Source organism: Acidovorax sp. sic0104, from assembly GCF_019219095.1.
Taxonomy (GTDB): Bacteria; Pseudomonadota; Gammaproteobacteria; order Burkholderiales; family Burkholderiaceae_C; genus Acidovorax.
This window is the reverse complement of record NZ_JAHUWH010000012.1, coordinates 26463-42024: the sequence shown is the minus strand read 5'-3', so window position 1 is coordinate 42024 and position 15562 is coordinate 26463. Positions and strand designations below refer to the sequence as shown.

The window sequence follows — 15562 nt, the reverse complement described above, 5'->3', positions numbered from 1 at the left end:
CACATCTATGACCACGACTGCCAAGAAACCCCGGCGCGCAGCCCAAGCTGCCGCTTCTGCCCCCGCCTCCGCGCCCGCTGAATCGCCCGTTCAGTCGCCCGTTCAGTCGCCCATGGCCGACGTCCCGGGCCAGTTGAGCGACAACGACATGTACGACCGCATGGTGTCGGCCATCCTGGACCACCGCCTGCCGCCCGGCACCAAGCTGGTCGAGGACAAGCTGGCAGCGGCCTTTGGCGTGTCGCGCACGCGCGTGCGGCCGCTGCTGGTGCGGCTGGCCAATGAGCAGGTGGTCACGCTCACACCCAACCGGGGCGCGTCCATCGCCCAGCCGACACCGCAAGAGGCGCTCGAGGTGTTCGAGGTCCGCCGCCTGCTGGAGCCGCGCCTGGTGGAGCTTTTCATCGCCAACGCCACCGACGCCGACATCGCCGCGCTGCGCACCTGCATCGACGACGAGGAGGCTGCGCGCGCCGGTGGCGACATGCGCCGGGCCATCCGCCTGTCGGGCGACTTTCACCTGCACATCGCCCAGGCCGCAGGCCACCAGACGCTCGGGCGCATCCTGCGCGAACTGGTCTCGCGCACCTCGCTCATCCTCATGACCTACAGCCCGAGCCACGCCCGCGAGCGCGAGGAGGCCACGGCCTGCGGCTGCCGCGAGCACCGTGCGCTGATCGACGCCATCCGCCTGCGCGACGCGCGCGAGGCGGCGCGGCTGATGCTGGACCATCTGAAACGCATCGAGTCCCAGCTGGAGTTCACGCCGCCCGCCAGCGATGCGCCCGACCTCATCGGCCTGCTGCTGGGACGCGCGGCCTGAGCGCTGCTGTTTGTCGGACATCATTTTTTACACCGTGCGCCAACTGCTGGTCATCAACCCCAACACCTCTGCCAGCGTGAGCGCGCTGCTGCAGCACCACGTGCAGGCCGCTGCGGGCTCGCACGTGGCGGTGCGCACCGCCACGGCGCGTTTCGGTGCGCCGTACATCGCTTGCGAGGCCAGCTACGCGGTGGCCGCGCACGCCGCGCTCGACGCCTGGGCCCACGACCTGGCCCAGCCGCAGGGCAGGCAGCAGCCGCCCGACGCCGTGCTGATCGGCTGCTTTGGCGACCCGGGCCTGATGGCGCTGCGGGAAAGCAGCCCCGTGCCCGTGACCGGCCTGGCCGAAGCGTCCTTCATCGAATCCGCACGCCACGGCCGCTTTGCCATCGTCACCGGTGGCGAGCGCTGGGGCCCCATGCTGCAGCGCCTGGCGCAGGCCCTGGGGCATGCGCACGGGCTGGCTGGCATCCACACCGTGGCGCCCACAGGTGCCCAACTGGCCGCCGACCCGGACGCCGCCCGCGCCCTGCTGGCCCAGGCCTGCCGCGACGTGGTGCGCCAGATGGGTGTGCAGGCCGTGATCCTGGGCGGTGCAGGCCTGGCCGGCATGGCCGCCGCCGTGCAGCCGCAGGTGGGCGTGCCGGTGATCGACAGCGTGGTAGCGGGGGCGACCTGGGCGCTGCGGGTGCACCCGGTGCCGCCGGAGCGTCGGGTGGCGGGGTTTGATGTCGTGTGGAGCGGGGTCTCGGCGGACATGGGGGCGTTGGCTGCAGCGGCTTGACGATGTTCGGTGCTTCCGCACCGGGGTTTCAAGCATTTTGGGTCTCTACCGCTTGACTGGTATGCGTCAGCAGCTATCGAATCTGTAGCGGCAGGCCGGATGGATCAAGGCGCCATCACCTTCGGCTCGAAATCGCAATACCGTGCCACCACGCATTCCCAGCAGTGCGGCTTGCGCGCCTGGCACACGTAGCGGCCGTGCAGGATGAGCCAGTGGTGCGAATCCACGGCGTATGCATCGGGCACGCGCTTCATCAGCTGCAGCTCCACGGCCAGCGGGTTCTTGCCCGGGGCCAGGCCGGTGCGGTTGCTCACGCGGAAGATGTGGGTGTCCACCGCCATGGTGGGCTGGCCGAACGCCACGTTGAGCACCACGTTGGCCGTCTTGCGGCCCACGCCGGGCAGGGCCTCCAGGGCTTCGCGGGTGCGGGGGACCTGGCCGCCGTGCTGCTCCACCAGGATCTGGCAGGTCTGCAGCAGGTGGCGGGCCTTGCTCTTGTACAGGCCGATGGTCTTGATGTAACTCTCCAGGCCTTCCAGGCCCAGGTCCCGTATGGCCTGGGGCGTGCCCGCCACCGGGAACAGCTTGCGCGTGGCCTTGTTCACGCCCACGTCGGTGGCCTGGGCAGACAGCAGCACGGCGGCCAGCAGCTCGAACGGGGTGGTGTATTCCAGCTCCGTGTTGGGCATGGGGTTGGCCGCCTTGAGGGTGGCGAAGAAGGGCTCGATGTCGGAGGTCTTCATCTGTATTTGGGTGGGGATGTCTTTTTTCTGGACGGCACGGGTGGTGCCGCCGCATTGTCCCGCAGCTGGCCGCGCAGGAATTCCAGGAACATGCGCACGGCGGCCGGCAGGGTACGGCCGTGCAGGGTCTGCAGCTCGGTATGGCGCGCTCCCATGCCGGGCTCGCGGATCTGCGCGGCGTGCAGTTCACCGCGCAGCACGCGGTCGCGCACCGTGACCTCGCCCGAGATCGACAGTCCGCCGCCGTGCAGCACGAAGTGCATCAGGGTCTCGAAGTGGTTGCACACCAGCGCGGGCTCGAACACCAGGCCGCGCTGGCTGCAGCCGATGTCGAACAGCTGGCGCACCGTGTTGTCGCGCTCGGGCAGGGCGATGGGGTAGCCATGCATCTGCGCGAGCGTGACCGACGCGAAACGCGCGAGCGTGTGATCCTTGCGCATGATGGCGATGACGGGTGATGCCTGCCGGTGCTGCACGGTGATATCGCGCTCGGCCGAGCGGCTGTAGGTCAGCCCGATGTCGGCATCGCCGTTGAGCACGGCGGTGGTCACGGCCGCGGGGCTGACCACCCGCAGGTGGAACTGGATGCCGGGGTACTGCGTGCGGAACTGCGCCATCACCCGGGGCAGGAATTCGATGGCAAAACCGGCGGAACTGCACACGCGCACCAGCCCGGTGTGCAGACCCTGCAGCGCAGCTATGTCCGAGACCACGCGGTCCGCCTCCAGCGCGCCGCGCCGGGCGTAGGCCGCCAGCAGCTCGCCAGCGGCGCTGGGCGCCATGCCGCGCGGGCGCCGCTCGAACAGCGGCACGGAGAGCAGGTCTTCGAGCGCGGCCACCTGCCGGCTCACGGCCGAGGGCGACACGTTCAGGCGCGTGGCGGCCTCGCTGACCGAGCCGCTGCGCACGACCTCCAGAAAGTAGCGCAGTGCCGTGTCCTGAAGCCGGGTCGAAAGCATGGGGCCGCCTTGGGGTGTGGGTTGCGTAAAACGCAACGATAACCTCAGAAATCGTCGATTGTCGAAACGCAAGGGGCTGCTTATGCTGACTTGCAAATGACACAATCCTCCAGCTCCGCCACATCGACCACACCCGCGCAGCCTGCCCAGAGCTGCAGCGCACCGGGCGGCATCGTCGGTCACACGGCCACCAGCCTGTCGCGCGCCATCCACGCCCGCGACGTGTCGTGCGCCGAGGTGCTCGACGCCTACCTGGCACAGGTCGACCGCCTGAACCCCGTGGTCAATGCGCTCGTGTCCCTGGCAGACCGGGACGTGCTGCGCGCCCAGGCCTCGGAGCGCGATGCGCAACTGGCGCGTGGCCAGAGCCTGGGGCCGTTGCACGGCTTTCCGCAGGCGCCCAAGGACATCATGCCCGCCGCCGGCATGGTCACCACGCGCGGTTCACCCATCTTCGCGGGGCAGGTGTCCACCACCGACGCCGTGGTGTTCGAGCGCATGCGCGCGGGCGGCGCGCTGTTCATCGGCCGCAGCAACTCGCCCGAGTTCGGGCTGGGCGGGCACACCTACAACCCCGTGTACGGCACCACGCGCAATGCGTTCGACCCGGCCGTGTCGGCGGGCGGCAGCAGCGGCGGGGCGGCGGTGGCCGTGGCCCTGCACATGCTGCCGGTGGCCGACGGCTCGGACATGATGGGGTCGCTGCGCACGCCGGCGGCGTTCAACAACGTGTACGGGCTGCGCACCTCGTTCGGCCTGGTGCCGCACGGCCCGACCGAAGAGGTGTTCTTCCAGCAGTTCAGCGTGGCCGGCCCCATGGCGCGCAACATCCCGGACCTGGCGCTGCTGCTGTCGGTGCAGGCGGGCTTCGATGCGCGGCTGCCGCTCACGCGCCGGCACGAGGACATTGCCTTGCTGGGGCAGCCGCTGGAGCGCGACTTTCGCGGTGCGCGCATCGGCTGGCTGGGCGACCTGGGCGGGCACCTGCCCACCGAGCCCGGCGTGCTGGCCACCTGCGAGCAGGCGCTCGCGCACTTTCGCACGGTGGGCTGCGCGGTGGAATCCGTGGTGCCTGCGTTCGACATGGCACAGCTGTGGAGCGCCTGGATCGACCTGCGCAGCTTCAGCGTGGCGGGGGCCAATGCGGCCCTGTACCGCAACCCGGACACGCACGCACTGCTCAAGGCCGAGGCGGTGTGGGAGATCGAGCGCGGCGTGCGCCTGTCGGCCCTGCAGGTGTACGACGCGGCCCGCGTTCGCAGTGCCTGGTACCAGGTGCTGCGCGGCCTGTTCGAGCAGTTCGACTTTCTGGTGCTGCCGGCTGCGCAGGTTTTTCCGTTCGATGCCGACCTGGACTGGCCGCATGCGGTGGGTGGCCGCACCATGGACACCTACCACCGCTGGATGGAAACCGTCGTGCCCGCCACCATGGCCGGCCTGCCCGCACTGGCTGCGCCTGCGGGCTTCGGGCCCGGCGGCTTGCCGGCGGGGCTGCAGATCATCGGCCCGGCGCAGGCCGATGCGGCCGTGCTGCAGATCGGCCATGCATACGACCAGGCCAGCGACCATGCCCGGGTGCCGAGCCCGTTGCTGGGTTGATGCGCGCTGTTTTTCCCCATCGTTTCGCCATCCCGCCCTTCACGCATTTTTTGACCGGAGAACCCCCCATGTCCCTGCCGCGCTCCCGCTTCGTATCGTGTCTCCTGGCCAGCGCATTCGTGCTGGCAGCGCCCGCCGTGTCGTGGGCGCAGCAGACCTATCCCGACCGGCCCGTGAAGCTGGTCGTCCCGTTCGCCCCCGGCGGTGCCACGGACATCCTGGGGCGCCTGCTGGCCACGGCGATGGGCGAGCGGCTGGGCCAGCCGATGGTGGTCGAAAACAGGCCGGGCGCGGGCACGGTGGTGGCCGCGTCGCTGGTGGCCAAGGCACCGGCCGACGGCTACACCCTGCTGCTGGGCGCCAACACCACGCTCACCATGAACCCCGCCATCCGCACCAACCTGCCGTACGACCCGGTGCGCAGCTTCACGCCCATTGGCATGGTGGCCGACATGGGGCTGCTGCTGGTGGCCCATAACGATGTGCAGGGCAGCACGCTCAAGGACATCGTGGCGCAGGCCAAGGCCGCGCCGGACAAGTTCTCGTACGGGTCCTACGGCACGGGCTCGTCGGTGCACTTCGGCGCCGAGATGCTCAAGGCCACCGCAGGCTTTCCGATGCTGCACGTGCCCTTCAACGGCAGCTCGCCCAACCTGACTGCGCTGATGGGCGGGCAGGTGCAGCTGGCGGTGGACACGGTGGTGGCATCCACCCCGCTCATCAAGGCCGGCAAGATCAAGCCCATCGCCGTGCTGAGCCCGCAGCGCCTGGCGTTGCTGCCCAACGTGCCCACGGTGGCCGAGAGCGGCTACCCGGGCTTCGACATGGGCTCGTGGTTCGCGTTCGTCGCCCCCTCCGGGCTGCCTGCACCGGTGCACAAGAAGCTGGAGAAGGCCCTGGCCGACACCATGGCGTCCGCCGAGTTCAAGAAGAAGCTGGTGGACATCGGCATGACCCCCGCCTGGGGCAACGGCGACGCGCTGCGCGCCCGCATCGAGCGCGAGCTGCCGCTGATGCGCGCCGTGGCGGCGCGGGCGGATATCCGCGTCGATTGAACAAGAAGGCGGCGCGCTGGGGCGCGGGGGGGGCTTGCTCAGGCCTTGCGCTGCACCGCCAGGCACAGCCAGCAGGCAAACGCGCCCGTGGCGGGGTTGACGGCGAAGTGCTCGTCATACACCTCGACCGCCGGCCGCGCGGCCACTTCCCAGCCCGCGGGGATCTGCCCCGGGGCCATCATGCCCGCCCAGGCCGCGCCGATCTCCGGCCCGGTGCCCACGAACTGCAGGCAGGCGTAGTCGCCGCCCGCAAAGTCCTGCACCATCGCCTCGGTGCCCGTGCGCAAGCCCACGCCGACCTGCACGCAGGCGTCGTAGCGGCACTGCTCGGGCGGGGTGCAGGCGGGGTTGTCCAGGCTGATCCCGTAGTACTTGGGGCGCGGCTCGGCCAGGCCATGGGCCTGGCACCACCGGCCAAAGCGGTCCCACAGGTGCGTGAGCGACGGGCCGTAGGGGCCGGTCTGGCGCATGTAGGCCAGGCGCATGCGGGGCAATTGGCGGATTTCGAGGGGCATGGGGCAGGTCTTTCAGGCGGGTGGTGGCCGACAACGCGGCGCCTTGCATCGTAAACACCTTGCCCGTCGCAGGAAACCTGCTCGGCAATTGGCGACAATGGCAGATTCTTCGCCACCCACCTTGTTGACGCCATGCAATTCGCCGACCGCCTGAACAATGTAGAAACCTCCGCCATCCGCGAGCTTTTCAAGCTGCTGGGCAAGCCCGGCATCATCAGCTTTGCGGGCGGCTTCCCGGACAGCGCGATGTTCGATGTGGATGGCATCCGTGCTGCCAGCAACGCCGCGCTGGCCGAAGAACCCGGCGCCGCACTGCAATACGGCGCGACCGAGGGCTACAACCCGCTGCGCGAGCAGCTGGCCGCCTTCATGGCATCCAAGGGCGCCACGGCGGTCGCCGCCGACAACCTCATCGTCACCACCGGCAGCCAGCAGGCGCTGGACCTGCTGGGCAAGACGCTCATCAGCCCCGGCGACAAGGTCATCGTGGAAGGCCCGACCTTCCTGGCCACCATCCAGTGCTTTCGCCTGTACGGCGCCGAACTCATCAGCGCACCCATCGACGCCAACGGCGTGAAGACCGACGAGCTGGAAAAGCTGATCGCCGAGCACAAGCCCAAGTTCGTGTACCTGATCCCCACCTTCGGCAACCCCAGCGGCGCCATGCTGAGCGCCGAGCGCCGCAAGGCCGTGCTGGAAATGGCGGTGAAGCACAACACCCTGATCGTCGAGGACGACCCCTACGGAGACCTGTATTTTGGCGATGCGCCACCCCCCAGCTTGCTCAACCTGTCGGCCAGCGTGCCCGGCAGTCGCGAGCTGCTGGTGCATTGCGGCAGCCTGAGCAAGGTGCTCTCGCCCGGCCTGCGCGTGGGCTGGATGATCGCTCCGGCCGAGCTGCTGGCCAAGGCCACCATGTGCAAGCAGTTCAGCGATGCGCACACCAGCACCTTCGCACAGGCCACGGCCGCGCAGTACCTCAAGGCCGGCCGCATGCCCGCCACCCTGGCCAACGTGCGCAAGGTGTACGCCGAGCGTGCCCAGGCCATGGGCGATGCGCTGCGCAAGGACCTGGGCGACGCCATCGAGTTCGTGCAGCCCCAGGGCGGCCTGTTCGTGTGGGCGCGCCTGACCGGCGCGGGCGGCAAGGTGGCCGACGGCAATGTGCTGGCCAAGCGCGCCATCGAAAAGGGCGTGGCCTTCGTGCCCGGCACGCCGTTCTTCTGCGCCAACCCCGACCACGCCACACTGCGCCTGTCGTTCGCGACGGCCGACGTGGCAAAGATCCGCGAAGGCGTGGCGCGCCTGGGGCAAGCGGTGACAACCCCCTGAGTCGCTTCGCGCCTTCCCCCTTCTCTCGAATTGCTTTGCAATCCGGGAAGGGGGACACCGCCAGCGCGGCGGGGCGGCCCTTGCGCGGCGGTTGCTGGCAGGGCGGTGCCCACCAATGAGTTCACGGTTGTATTGGAAACCTATGGAATCTACCTCTGAGCCCAGTCCTGAGCAGCGGCGCATCATCGAGCGGCTGGAGAGTCTGGAGATCAAGGCCAGCTTCACCGAGGACCTGCTGGACCAGCTCAACATGACCATCTACCGCCAGCAGGAGCTGATCGACCGGCTGGCGCAGGAAGTCATCCAGCTGCGCCGGCAGGTGCCCGAAGGCGGCGGCACGGCGGCGCCGCGCAACCTGCGCGACGAACTGCCGCCGCATTACTGACCGGTCGCTGGGCTCTGTGGCAGCACGAGTTGTCAGCCAATGACCGATTTGATCGACGACGCTTACAGGGCGCGTGACACCACCCACCACCGTTCGGGCTGAGCCTGTCGAAGCCTTGCGCGGCGCTTCGACAAGCTCAGCGTGAACGGTCTTTGGGTATCGGATGGCGAAATCGGAGGCGTTGCGCCTTACACCCTGACCGCGCGCCACGCTGCCGCTGCCAGCTCGCTGCGGTACGTCTCGGGCGATGGCAGCGTGCCCGTGCCGGCGCGGTCGGACAGCCAGGCGCGGCAGTAGCTTTGCACCGGCCCCATCACCAGCGAGGGCATCAGCTCGCAAGGCAGGTCCATCACCGCGCCCGCACGGCGCTGCGGCTCGAACCAGGCCACCAGGGCCTGGTTGCGGCGGCGGGCCACCTCGGCCAGGTCGGGCGAGCGTGGGCCGGCCGCCACGGCGCCCCGGGCCTGGAACAAGAAGCGCGCCCGCTCGGGCTGCGCCACGACCCAGTCGAGATAGCCGGTGACCAGGGCGCGCACACCGGCTTCCACGCCGCTCGAGGCATCGAGCTGCGCCTGCACGCTGCGTGACTGATCGTGAAAGATGTCGAAGAACAGCGCCGCCACGATGCCGTCGCGGTTGCCGAAGTGGTGATAAATGCTGCCCACGCTGGCGCCGCACCGGGCCCGCACGCCGTCGATGGTGACGGCGTCCACACCGCCTTCGGCCGCGCAGGCGAGGGCGGCGCTCAGGATGTCCTGGCGGCGGTCTGCAGTGGCTTCGGTGGGCGGGGTGGGGGAAGTGCGGCTTGCCATGGCACTCGATTCTAGAATAAAGTTCTAGAAAACATTTCTAGTCCACGATGGCCTCCATGCATTCCTCTTTCACAGCACCCACAGCCTCTTCTGCAGCCATGCCCGGCGCGGCCTTGTACCCGCACCTGCTCGCGCCGCTTGATCTTGGCTTCACCATGCTCAAGAACCGCGTGCTGATGGGCTCCATGCACACGGGGCTCGAAGACGGGCGCGACCTGTCGCGCATGGCGGCGTACTTCCGCGAGCGGGCCGAGGGCGGTGTGGGCCTGATCGTGACCGGCGGTTTTGCACCCAACATCGCCGGCTGGGCCAAGCCGTTCGCTGGCACGCTGGCCACCTCGGGCGCGGCCCGGCGTCACCGGGTCGTGACGGATGCGGTACATGCAGCGGGCGGCAAGATCGCGCTGCAGATCCTGCACACGGGCCGCTACGCCTACCACCCGCTGGCCGTGGCGCCCTCGCGCCTGCAGTCGCCCATATCGCCGTTCACGCCGTTTGCGCTGTCGGCACGCGGGGTGGAGCGCCAGATCCGCGCGTTCGTCAACTGCGCCGTCAAGGCGCGCGAGGCGGGGTACGACGGCGTGGAGGTGATGGGCTCGGAGGGCTACTTCATCAACCAGTTCCTGTCGCAGACCACGAACCAGCGGCAGGACGCCTGGGGCGGTGACTACAGCCACCGCATGCGCCTGCCGGTGGAAATTTTGGCCCGCATGCGTGAGGCGGTGGGGCCGGACTTCATCATCATCTACCGCCTGTCGATGATCGACCTGGTCCCGGGCGGCAGCAGCTGGGACGAGATCGTCACGCTGGGCAAGGCCGTCGCCACGGGCGGTGCGAACATCGTCAACACCGGCATCGGCTGGCACGAGGCGCGGGTGCCCACCATCGCCACCAGCGTGCCGCGCGCGGCGTTTGCCTGGGTCACGCAGAAGATGAAGGCCGAGTTCGCGGCGGCAGGCATTGCCACGCCACTGGTCACCTCCAACCGCATCAACACGCCCGAGGTGGCCGAAGCCGTGCTGGCCGATGGCTGCGCCGACATGGTGTCGATGGCACGGCCCCTGCTGGCCGACGCCGCCTTCGTGAACAAGGCTGCCGAGGGCCGGGCCGACCGTATCAACACCTGCATCGCCTGCAACCAGGCCTGCCTGGACCATGTGTTCCAGAACAAGACCAGCAGCTGCCTGGTCAACCCGCGCGCCTGCCACGAGACCGAACTCGTCTACCGCCCCATCGCCACACCGTCGGCCCGCAAGCGCATTGCCGTGGTGGGCGCGGGGCCTGCTGGCCTGACGGCGGCCACGGTGGCGGCCGAGCGCGGGCACGAGGTGCACCTGTTCGACGCGGCGCCGGCCATCGGCGGCCAGCTCAACATGGCCAAGGTGATTCCTGGCAAGGAGGAGTTCCACGAGATGCTGCGCTACCTGGCCACGCGGGTGGAGGACACCGGCGTGCAACTGCACCTGAACCGCGCGGTGGAGGCGGCGGACCTGGCGGGCTTCGACGAAGTGGTGGTGGCCACGGGCGTGCTGCCGCGCGACCCGCAGATCCCCGGGCAGGACCACCCCAAGGTGCTGAGCTACATCGACGTGCTGCGCCACCGCAAGCCCGTGGGCGAGCGCGTGGCCATCATCGGCGCGGGCGGCATCGGCTTTGACGTGGCCGAGTTCCTGACCCACGGCGAGCACCCGTCCACCACGCTTGACGTGAGCGCGTGGCAGGCCGAATGGGGCATCACGGACCCCGCCCAGGCGCGCGGCGGCCTGGCACCCGCCGGGCCGCACGCCATGCCGCCGGCGCGCCAAGTGACGCTGCTGCAGCGCAAGAAGGGCAAGCTCGGTGGCGGCCTGGGCAAGACCACGGGATGGATCCACCGCACGGTGCTCAAGATGAAGGACGTGCAGATGGTGGGTGGCGTGAACTACGAGCGCATTGCCGACGAGGGCCTGCTGGTGTCGTACGGCGAGAAGCGCGAGGACCCCACCTGGATCGCCTGCGACACCGTGGTGCTGTGCGCGGGCCAGGTGCCCCTGGCCGGCCTGGCGCAGGCGCTGCAGGCCCAGGGCCGCAAGCCACACCTGATCGGCGGCGCGCTGGAGGCAGGGGAGCTGGATGCCAAGCGCGCCATCGACCAGGCGGCGCGGCTGGCTGCGCGGCTGTAAGCGGGCCTGGGTTGCGGCCCGCGGGTGCATCCGGCAAGCGTCAGGCCGCAGTTTTAAGGTTAAAAGTGGCTCGGTCTCTTGCTGGTTAAGCGCGAGTGGCTCTCATTTTTATAGCGAACGCTTGTCCTCTCCGTCTGCTATGGGGGCTTCAGACCCCTGGAGTGCGTGGAACACGCGCAGCGCGGCCCAGGCGTCGTTGGCCGCGTAGAGCACCTGCGCCTCCGTCAGGCGCTCATTGGCCCAATTGGAGGTCGCGGCTTTCTTGGACTTGAGGAAGCGCCGGTGGAACAGCACTGCCACGGCGGCTTTCACCCCCATGTCCTTGCGGTAGCCGCGCTGGCGAAACATGGTGTTGAGCTCCAGCACATCGGCGGGCTCCACGCCCAGCTTGGCCTTGATGCGCTTGGTGTCGTCGCCCAGGCCAAAACCTGCCTTGGTCACGCCGTGCAGCGCCAGCAGATCGGCCACACGCGCGCGGCAACCTGCGTCCTGCAGCTGAAAGACCCAGGCGTGGTCCAGCGTGGCCAGTTGCACGATGTGCGGGCCGTCCGACGCTTCCCCCTGCACGAAGGTGGGCTTGGATTCGGTGTCGAAGCCCCAGGCCGTGGCGGCGCACAGCGCCTCGCGCGCCCGGTCGGCCTGCTCGGTCGTGCGCACCAGCGTGATGCGGTCCGTGCCCAGCCGCTCGAAGACGTCGAGCAGCGCGATCTGCTCCTTGCCGGGGATGGCACGGTGGTGTGAGCGGCCGTGGGGGGCGGTGGCGGCTGGAGAGGGGGCAGGGGTCTGGGTCTGCCCGCGCGCGCCTGCGCGCCGGGGTGGGGTGGAGGCCGTCATGCGGGGCATTGTGCCCGGTGCCCGGTGGTCCGGTCAGGCTCTGTGCGCTTTTGCCGCCTTTGCTGCGTTCGCTGCCTTGGAGGCCTTCGGTACCTTGGCCTTGCGCAGGCGCGGGACCTCGCCAATGCGCGCCAGGGCCTTGCGGCTGACCGTGGTGGTGCGCTGGCGCCGGGCCGCCAGCCAGCCCACGCCGAACCAGGCGCGGGCGTCCCGGGTGGCGATCTCGGTGTACAGGTCGCTGGCCACGCGTTCGTCGTGCAGCCGGCCCAGCGCGGCCAGAGCGGGGCGCAGACTCTGCAAAAAGGCATCGCCCTCGTCGCCATCGAAGGCGGGCACCAGAAACTCCGCCAGGTAGCGCAGGCGCTTGAGGCGTTTGCGCAGGCGGTGCTGCGCGGGTGCGGCCAGCGTGTCGATGCGGCGCCCGTCGTCGAGCACCTGGGTGCGCAGCGACTGCAGCTTCTTCTGGAGCGTGCGGCGCACGTCCTTCGGGGGCAGGGCCTGTGCGCCGTCGGTGGGCTCCGCCTTGTCGGCCGTGAAGCCCATGAGATCGACCAGCGCGGACTGGAACGCCGGTGTGCGCACGATGTCGGCCGCGGCATGCTCTGGCGTATCACCCAGCGGCATCAGCAGCGATGCCGGTGCGCCCGCATCGCGCAGTTCGGCGTTGATGGCGCGCAGGATCTGCTCGCGGTCGCGCAGGCTGCCCAGGCGCTGAAAAACGTCCCGCAGCGCGGGCTCCCAGTGCGGGGCAAAGCGCCCGGGGGCCAGGGCGTCCAACTCGCGCAGCGCGGTGCGCAGGCGGCGGATGCCGATGCGCAGCTGGTGGACGTGCTCGGCCAGGTCGGTGGTGGGCAGCGTGGTTTCGACGATTTCGCTGGCATTGCCCAGGATCTGCACCAGGCAGTGGGACAGCACGGCGCGCTGCAGGTGGGCCGCATCCAGCAACAACGGCGCTGCGCTGCCCGCGCGCAGCGGGCGTGCCGACACCGCCGGGCGCACCCACTGGGGGGCCAGCAGCCGTTCTCCGCGCTCGGCCTTGGATATGGTGCTCAGCACCAGGCCGTGCTGCTGCGCCCAGGTGTCGGCGAGCCGGGCCAGGCCGGCCACGGGGCCGCTTTTGAGTTCCAACTCCAGTTCGCAGATGCGGGCCTCCTGCTGCTGCGGGGTGCCCCGGCGGGCCACCACGCGGCCGGTGTCGAGCGCCAGCTCGGCCATGCCCCCGGCAAAGCGGATGTCGCGGGTGATGCGGTCCATCTCGGTGCCGTAGGTTTCTGCCAGGGGGCCGGCCGCGCCCTGCAGCGCGCGCACCAGGATGTCTCCGGCCGGCGATCCCGCATGCAGTCCGGGCTGCAGTGCGGGTGCGCCAGCCGGGCTGGCCGGGCCGCGCTCCACGTTGTGCTCGTGGCGGTCCAGCGGGCCGTCGCCCAGCGCCTTCACGGTCTGAACCCAGCGGTCGCCCTCACGCCGCAGGCGCAGCGCGATGCCGCGCGACGACAGGGCGGCATCGGGCGTGTCGAAATAGCGCGCCTCCATGCGAATGGGCGTGTGCCGGCCGCGGCGAACGGCGGCGGTGACTGCGGCCAGTTGTGCTGGGGGAATGCAGAACTTGAATTCGATTTCCATGGTGCCCGGTATTTTCGCTGTGTTCGAATTATCGGGGCGTGCGGTGCTGGCCAGGCGTTGGCCGTTGAGCTGCGGCCTGTGCCGGATCCGAAGCGACCTGGATGCGCGGGTGCGGTGGCTTTTGCGGGTTGCAGATAATCAAAATAAAGATATTGAAATTATTTTCAATGGATTAAATGGCGTGTGAATATATGCCAAGTCATGATTTTGTCATTTGAAACAAATAGTATCTGCGCACCGGCGGATATGTCGCACGGGTAGCCGCATCCCAAGGCTGCCGGCCCGCCGGGTCGATCAGAAAGTTCACATGCTGCAGACCATGAAAATCGGCACCCGCCTGGCCTTGGCGTTCGCGGTGCTTTTGCTCTTGCTATCGGCATTGGCCGCAGGCGGCATCAGCGGCGCCAAGCGCTTGACCGAGCGCAGCGCGGCGCTGTATGGCGACCGCACGGTGCCGCTGGGCGTGCTGGCGGAGATCAGCCACCTCACGCAGCGCAACCGCATGCTGGTGATGGACATGCTCATGGACCCTGGCACCGCCAACCAGGCCACCCACGCGGCGCTCACGGCCAACCTGGAGCGCATCCGTACCCTGTGGAAGACCTACACCGCACAGCCGCTCGGCGCAGAAGAAGACGCGCTGGCCCGTGTGTTCGCCCAGGCCAATGCCACCTATCTCGACCAGGGGCTGATCCCCGCCGCCGCCGCGCTGGTGGGCGGCAAATACGACGATGGCTCCGAGCTTTACATCAACCAGATCCGACCCCACGCAGCCAAGGTTCAGGACGCCGTGCAGCGGCTGGTGGAACTGCAGGTGCGCGTGGCGGCCGAGGAATTCGGCGCCGCACGCGCCATGAGCGAGACCATCCATGTGTGGATGCTGGCCGCCACCGCGCTGGCGTTGCTGGCGGGCGCCGCGATGGCGGTGGTTATCACCCGGTCCATCTCGCGGCCGCTGCAGCAGGCCGTGGCCGTGGCGCGCACGGTGGCCGGCGGGGATCTGAGCGCGCGCATCGAAGTGCAGGGCACCGACGAGACGGCCGAGCTGCTGGGCGCCCTGCGCGAGATGAACGGCCAGCTGGTGCGCGTGATCAGCGAGGTGCGCGACAGCACCGAGACCGTGGCCCGGGATGCGGTGCAGATCGCAGGCGGTGCCGAGGACCTGGCCCGCCGAACCGAGGTGCAGGCATCGAGCCTGCAGGAGACGGCCGCATCGATGGAGCAATTGACCGCCACCGTGCAGCACAACACCGACAACGCCGGCCGCGCCACGCGGCTGGCCCAGGAGGCCAGCAAGGTCGCCAACGAAGGCGGCAGCGTGATGCAGGACGTCATCGCCACCATGCAGGAGATCAACGCCCAGTCGCGCAAGATCACCGACATCATCAAGGTCATCGACGACATCGCCTTCCAGACCAATCTGCTGGCGCTCAACGCCGCTGTGGAGGCGGCCCGCGCGGGCGAGCAGGGGCGCGGCTTTGCGGTGGTGGCCGGCGAGGTGCGGGGCCTGTCGCAGCGCAGCAGCACTGCGGCGCGTGAAATCCGCGGCCTCATCACCGCCAGCGTGCGGGGTGTGGAGCGCGGCTCCGCGCTGGTCGGCCAGGCGGGCGAGCGCGTAGCCAACACCGTGCGCCATGTGGACCAGGTGGTGGAGCTGATCAGCGAGATCCAGGGCGCGGGCCAGGAGCAGGCGCGGGGCATCGCGCAGATCGGCGAGGCCGTGCGCCAGCTCGATGTGGCCACGCAGCAGAATGCGGCACTGGTGGACGATAGCTCGTCGGCTTCCGCCGGAATGAAAAACCAGGCGCGGCGCCTGCTGGACGTGATCCGCCAGTTTCAGCTGGGCCCGCAGGCCGGCGCGGCCGGCGACGAGCCGCTGCGCCTGGCCAGCACGGACGCCGTAGCGCAGCCCCGGCTGTCCATGGCGCCCCGGTGA

The 15562-nt window shown here is 69.4% G+C and carries 15 protein-coding genes; 9 read left to right on the top strand and 6 right to left on the bottom strand.

All coding sequences use genetic code 11. The features are described 5' to 3' along the window. Positions 1–7: 7 nt before the first annotated feature. Positions 8–823 carry a GntR family transcriptional regulator gene (locus KW835_RS18570; protein WP_218385133.1) on the top strand — a complete coding sequence of 272 codons (816 nt, stop codon included), beginning with the start codon at positions 8–10 and terminating at the stop codon, positions 821–823. A 34-nt stretch (positions 824–857) separates the two neighbouring features. Next, a complete protein-coding gene (locus KW835_RS18565; protein ID WP_218385339.1) occupies positions 858–1607 on the top strand; it encodes an aspartate/glutamate racemase family protein in 750 nt (249 codons plus the stop codon). Between the two features lie 104 nt (positions 1608–1711). Here the strand turns inward: KW835_RS18565 and nth are convergent, their stop codons facing one another. Both nth and KW835_RS18555 read right to left on the bottom strand, forming a co-directional pair. Beyond that, positions 1712–2350 carry an endonuclease III gene (nth, locus tag KW835_RS18560; RefSeq protein WP_218385131.1) on the bottom strand — a complete coding sequence of 213 codons (639 nt, stop codon included), beginning with the start codon at positions 2348–2350 and terminating at the stop codon, positions 1712–1714. Further along, entirely contained in the window at positions 2347–3309 is a 963-nt protein-coding gene (locus KW835_RS18555) for a LysR family transcriptional regulator (protein WP_218385127.1), read from the bottom strand. Before KW835_RS18555 ends, nth begins: the two co-directional genes overlap by 4 nt. Before the next feature lie 96 nt (positions 3310–3405). On the opposite strand from KW835_RS18555, the gene KW835_RS18550 reads away from it, so the two are divergent. Both KW835_RS18550 and KW835_RS18545 read left to right on the top strand, forming a co-directional pair. Then, complete coding sequence (locus KW835_RS18550; RefSeq protein ID WP_218385125.1) at positions 3406–4908, top strand: amidase; 1503 nt, start codon at positions 3406–3408, stop codon at positions 4906–4908. A 68-nt stretch (positions 4909–4976) separates the two neighbouring features. Continuing rightward, the gene (locus tag KW835_RS18545) at positions 4977–5963 is read left to right on the top strand and encodes a tripartite tricarboxylate transporter substrate binding protein (RefSeq protein WP_218385124.1); all 987 of its coding nucleotides are present in this window, start codon (positions 4977–4979) and stop codon (positions 5961–5963) included. 38 nt (positions 5964–6001) lie between these two features. Here the strand turns inward: KW835_RS18545 and KW835_RS18540 are convergent, their stop codons facing one another. After that, a complete protein-coding gene (locus KW835_RS18540; protein WP_218385122.1) occupies positions 6002–6478 on the bottom strand; it encodes a GyrI-like domain-containing protein in 477 nt (158 codons plus the stop codon). Between the two features lie 132 nt (positions 6479–6610). Between KW835_RS18540 and KW835_RS18535 the strand changes: the two genes are divergently transcribed. Together KW835_RS18535 and KW835_RS18530 are read left to right on the top strand one after the other, a co-directional pair. Continuing rightward, complete coding sequence (locus KW835_RS18535) at positions 6611–7810, top strand: PLP-dependent aminotransferase family protein (protein ID WP_218385121.1); 1200 nt, start codon at positions 6611–6613, stop codon at positions 7808–7810. A 142-nt stretch (positions 7811–7952) separates the two neighbouring features. Then, complete coding sequence (locus KW835_RS18530) at positions 7953–8195, top strand: SlyX family protein (protein ID WP_218385120.1); 243 nt, start codon at positions 7953–7955, stop codon at positions 8193–8195. A gap of 188 nt (positions 8196–8383) precedes the next feature. Here the strand turns inward: KW835_RS18530 and KW835_RS18525 are convergent, their stop codons facing one another. Further along, the gene (locus KW835_RS18525; protein WP_218385118.1) at positions 8384–9007 is read right to left on the bottom strand and encodes a TetR/AcrR family transcriptional regulator; all 624 of its coding nucleotides are present in this window, start codon (positions 9005–9007) and stop codon (positions 8384–8386) included. A gap of 98 nt (positions 9008–9105) precedes the next feature. Between KW835_RS18525 and KW835_RS18520 the strand changes: the two genes are divergently transcribed. After that, positions 9106–11169 (top strand): NADPH-dependent 2,4-dienoyl-CoA reductase, encoded by a 2064-nt coding sequence (locus KW835_RS18520; protein ID WP_218385337.1) that lies wholly within the window; start codon positions 9106–9108, stop codon positions 11167–11169. Between the two features lie 108 nt (positions 11170–11277). Here the strand turns inward: KW835_RS18520 and KW835_RS18515 are convergent, their stop codons facing one another. Both KW835_RS18515 and KW835_RS18510 read right to left on the bottom strand, forming a co-directional pair. Next, entirely contained in the window at positions 11278–12003 is a 726-nt protein-coding gene (locus KW835_RS18515; RefSeq protein ID WP_370633645.1) for a 3'-5' exonuclease, read from the bottom strand. Positions 12004–12036: 33 nt separating this feature from the next. Then, entirely contained in the window at positions 12037–13626 is a 1590-nt protein-coding gene (locus KW835_RS18510; protein ID WP_218385116.1) for a CYTH and CHAD domain-containing protein, read from the bottom strand. On the opposite strand from KW835_RS18510, the gene KW835_RS18505 reads away from it, so the two are divergent. Together KW835_RS18505 and KW835_RS18500 are read left to right on the top strand one after the other, a co-directional pair. Further along, positions 13610–13813, top strand: a complete 204-nt coding sequence (locus KW835_RS18505; RefSeq protein WP_218385114.1) for a hypothetical protein — start codon at positions 13610–13612, stop codon at positions 13811–13813. The two genes, KW835_RS18510 and KW835_RS18505, sit on opposite strands and share 17 nt — an antisense overlap. A gap of 132 nt (positions 13814–13945) precedes the next feature. Next, complete coding sequence (locus KW835_RS18500; RefSeq protein ID WP_255593647.1) at positions 13946–15562, top strand: methyl-accepting chemotaxis protein; 1617 nt, start codon at positions 13946–13948, stop codon at positions 15560–15562.

Coding starts and splice junctions, on each gene's coding strand:
- KW835_RS18570 (WP_218385133.1), top strand. CDS start 8: ATGACCACGACTGCCAAGAAACCCCGGCGCGCAGCCCAAGCTGCCGCT.
- nth (WP_218385131.1), bottom strand. CDS start 2,350: ATGAAGACCTCCGACATCGAGCCCTTCTTCGCCACCCTCAAGGCGGCC.
- KW835_RS18555 (WP_218385127.1), bottom strand. CDS start 3,309: ATGCTTTCGACCCGGCTTCAGGACACGGCACTGCGCTACTTTCTGGAG.
- KW835_RS18550 (WP_218385125.1), top strand. CDS start 3,406: ATGACACAATCCTCCAGCTCCGCCACATCGACCACACCCGCGCAGCCT.
- KW835_RS18545 (WP_218385124.1), top strand. CDS start 4,977: ATGTCCCTGCCGCGCTCCCGCTTCGTATCGTGTCTCCTGGCCAGCGCA.
- KW835_RS18540 (WP_218385122.1), bottom strand. CDS start 6,478: ATGCCCCTCGAAATCCGCCAATTGCCCCGCATGCGCCTGGCCTACATG.
- KW835_RS18535 (WP_218385121.1), top strand. CDS start 6,611: ATGCAATTCGCCGACCGCCTGAACAATGTAGAAACCTCCGCCATCCGC.
- KW835_RS18530 (WP_218385120.1), top strand. CDS start 7,953: ATGGAATCTACCTCTGAGCCCAGTCCTGAGCAGCGGCGCATCATCGAG.
- KW835_RS18525 (WP_218385118.1), bottom strand. CDS start 9,007: ATGGCAAGCCGCACTTCCCCCACCCCGCCCACCGAAGCCACTGCAGAC.
- KW835_RS18520 (WP_218385337.1), top strand. CDS start 9,106: ATGCCCGGCGCGGCCTTGTACCCGCACCTGCTCGCGCCGCTTGATCTT.
- KW835_RS18515 (WP_370633645.1), bottom strand. CDS start 12,003: ATGACGGCCTCCACCCCACCCCGGCGCGCAGGCGCGCGCGGGCAGACC.
- KW835_RS18510 (WP_218385116.1), bottom strand. CDS start 13,626: ATGGAAATCGAATTCAAGTTCTGCATTCCCCCAGCACAACTGGCCGCA.
- KW835_RS18500 (WP_255593647.1), top strand. CDS start 13,946: ATGAAAATCGGCACCCGCCTGGCCTTGGCGTTCGCGGTGCTTTTGCTC.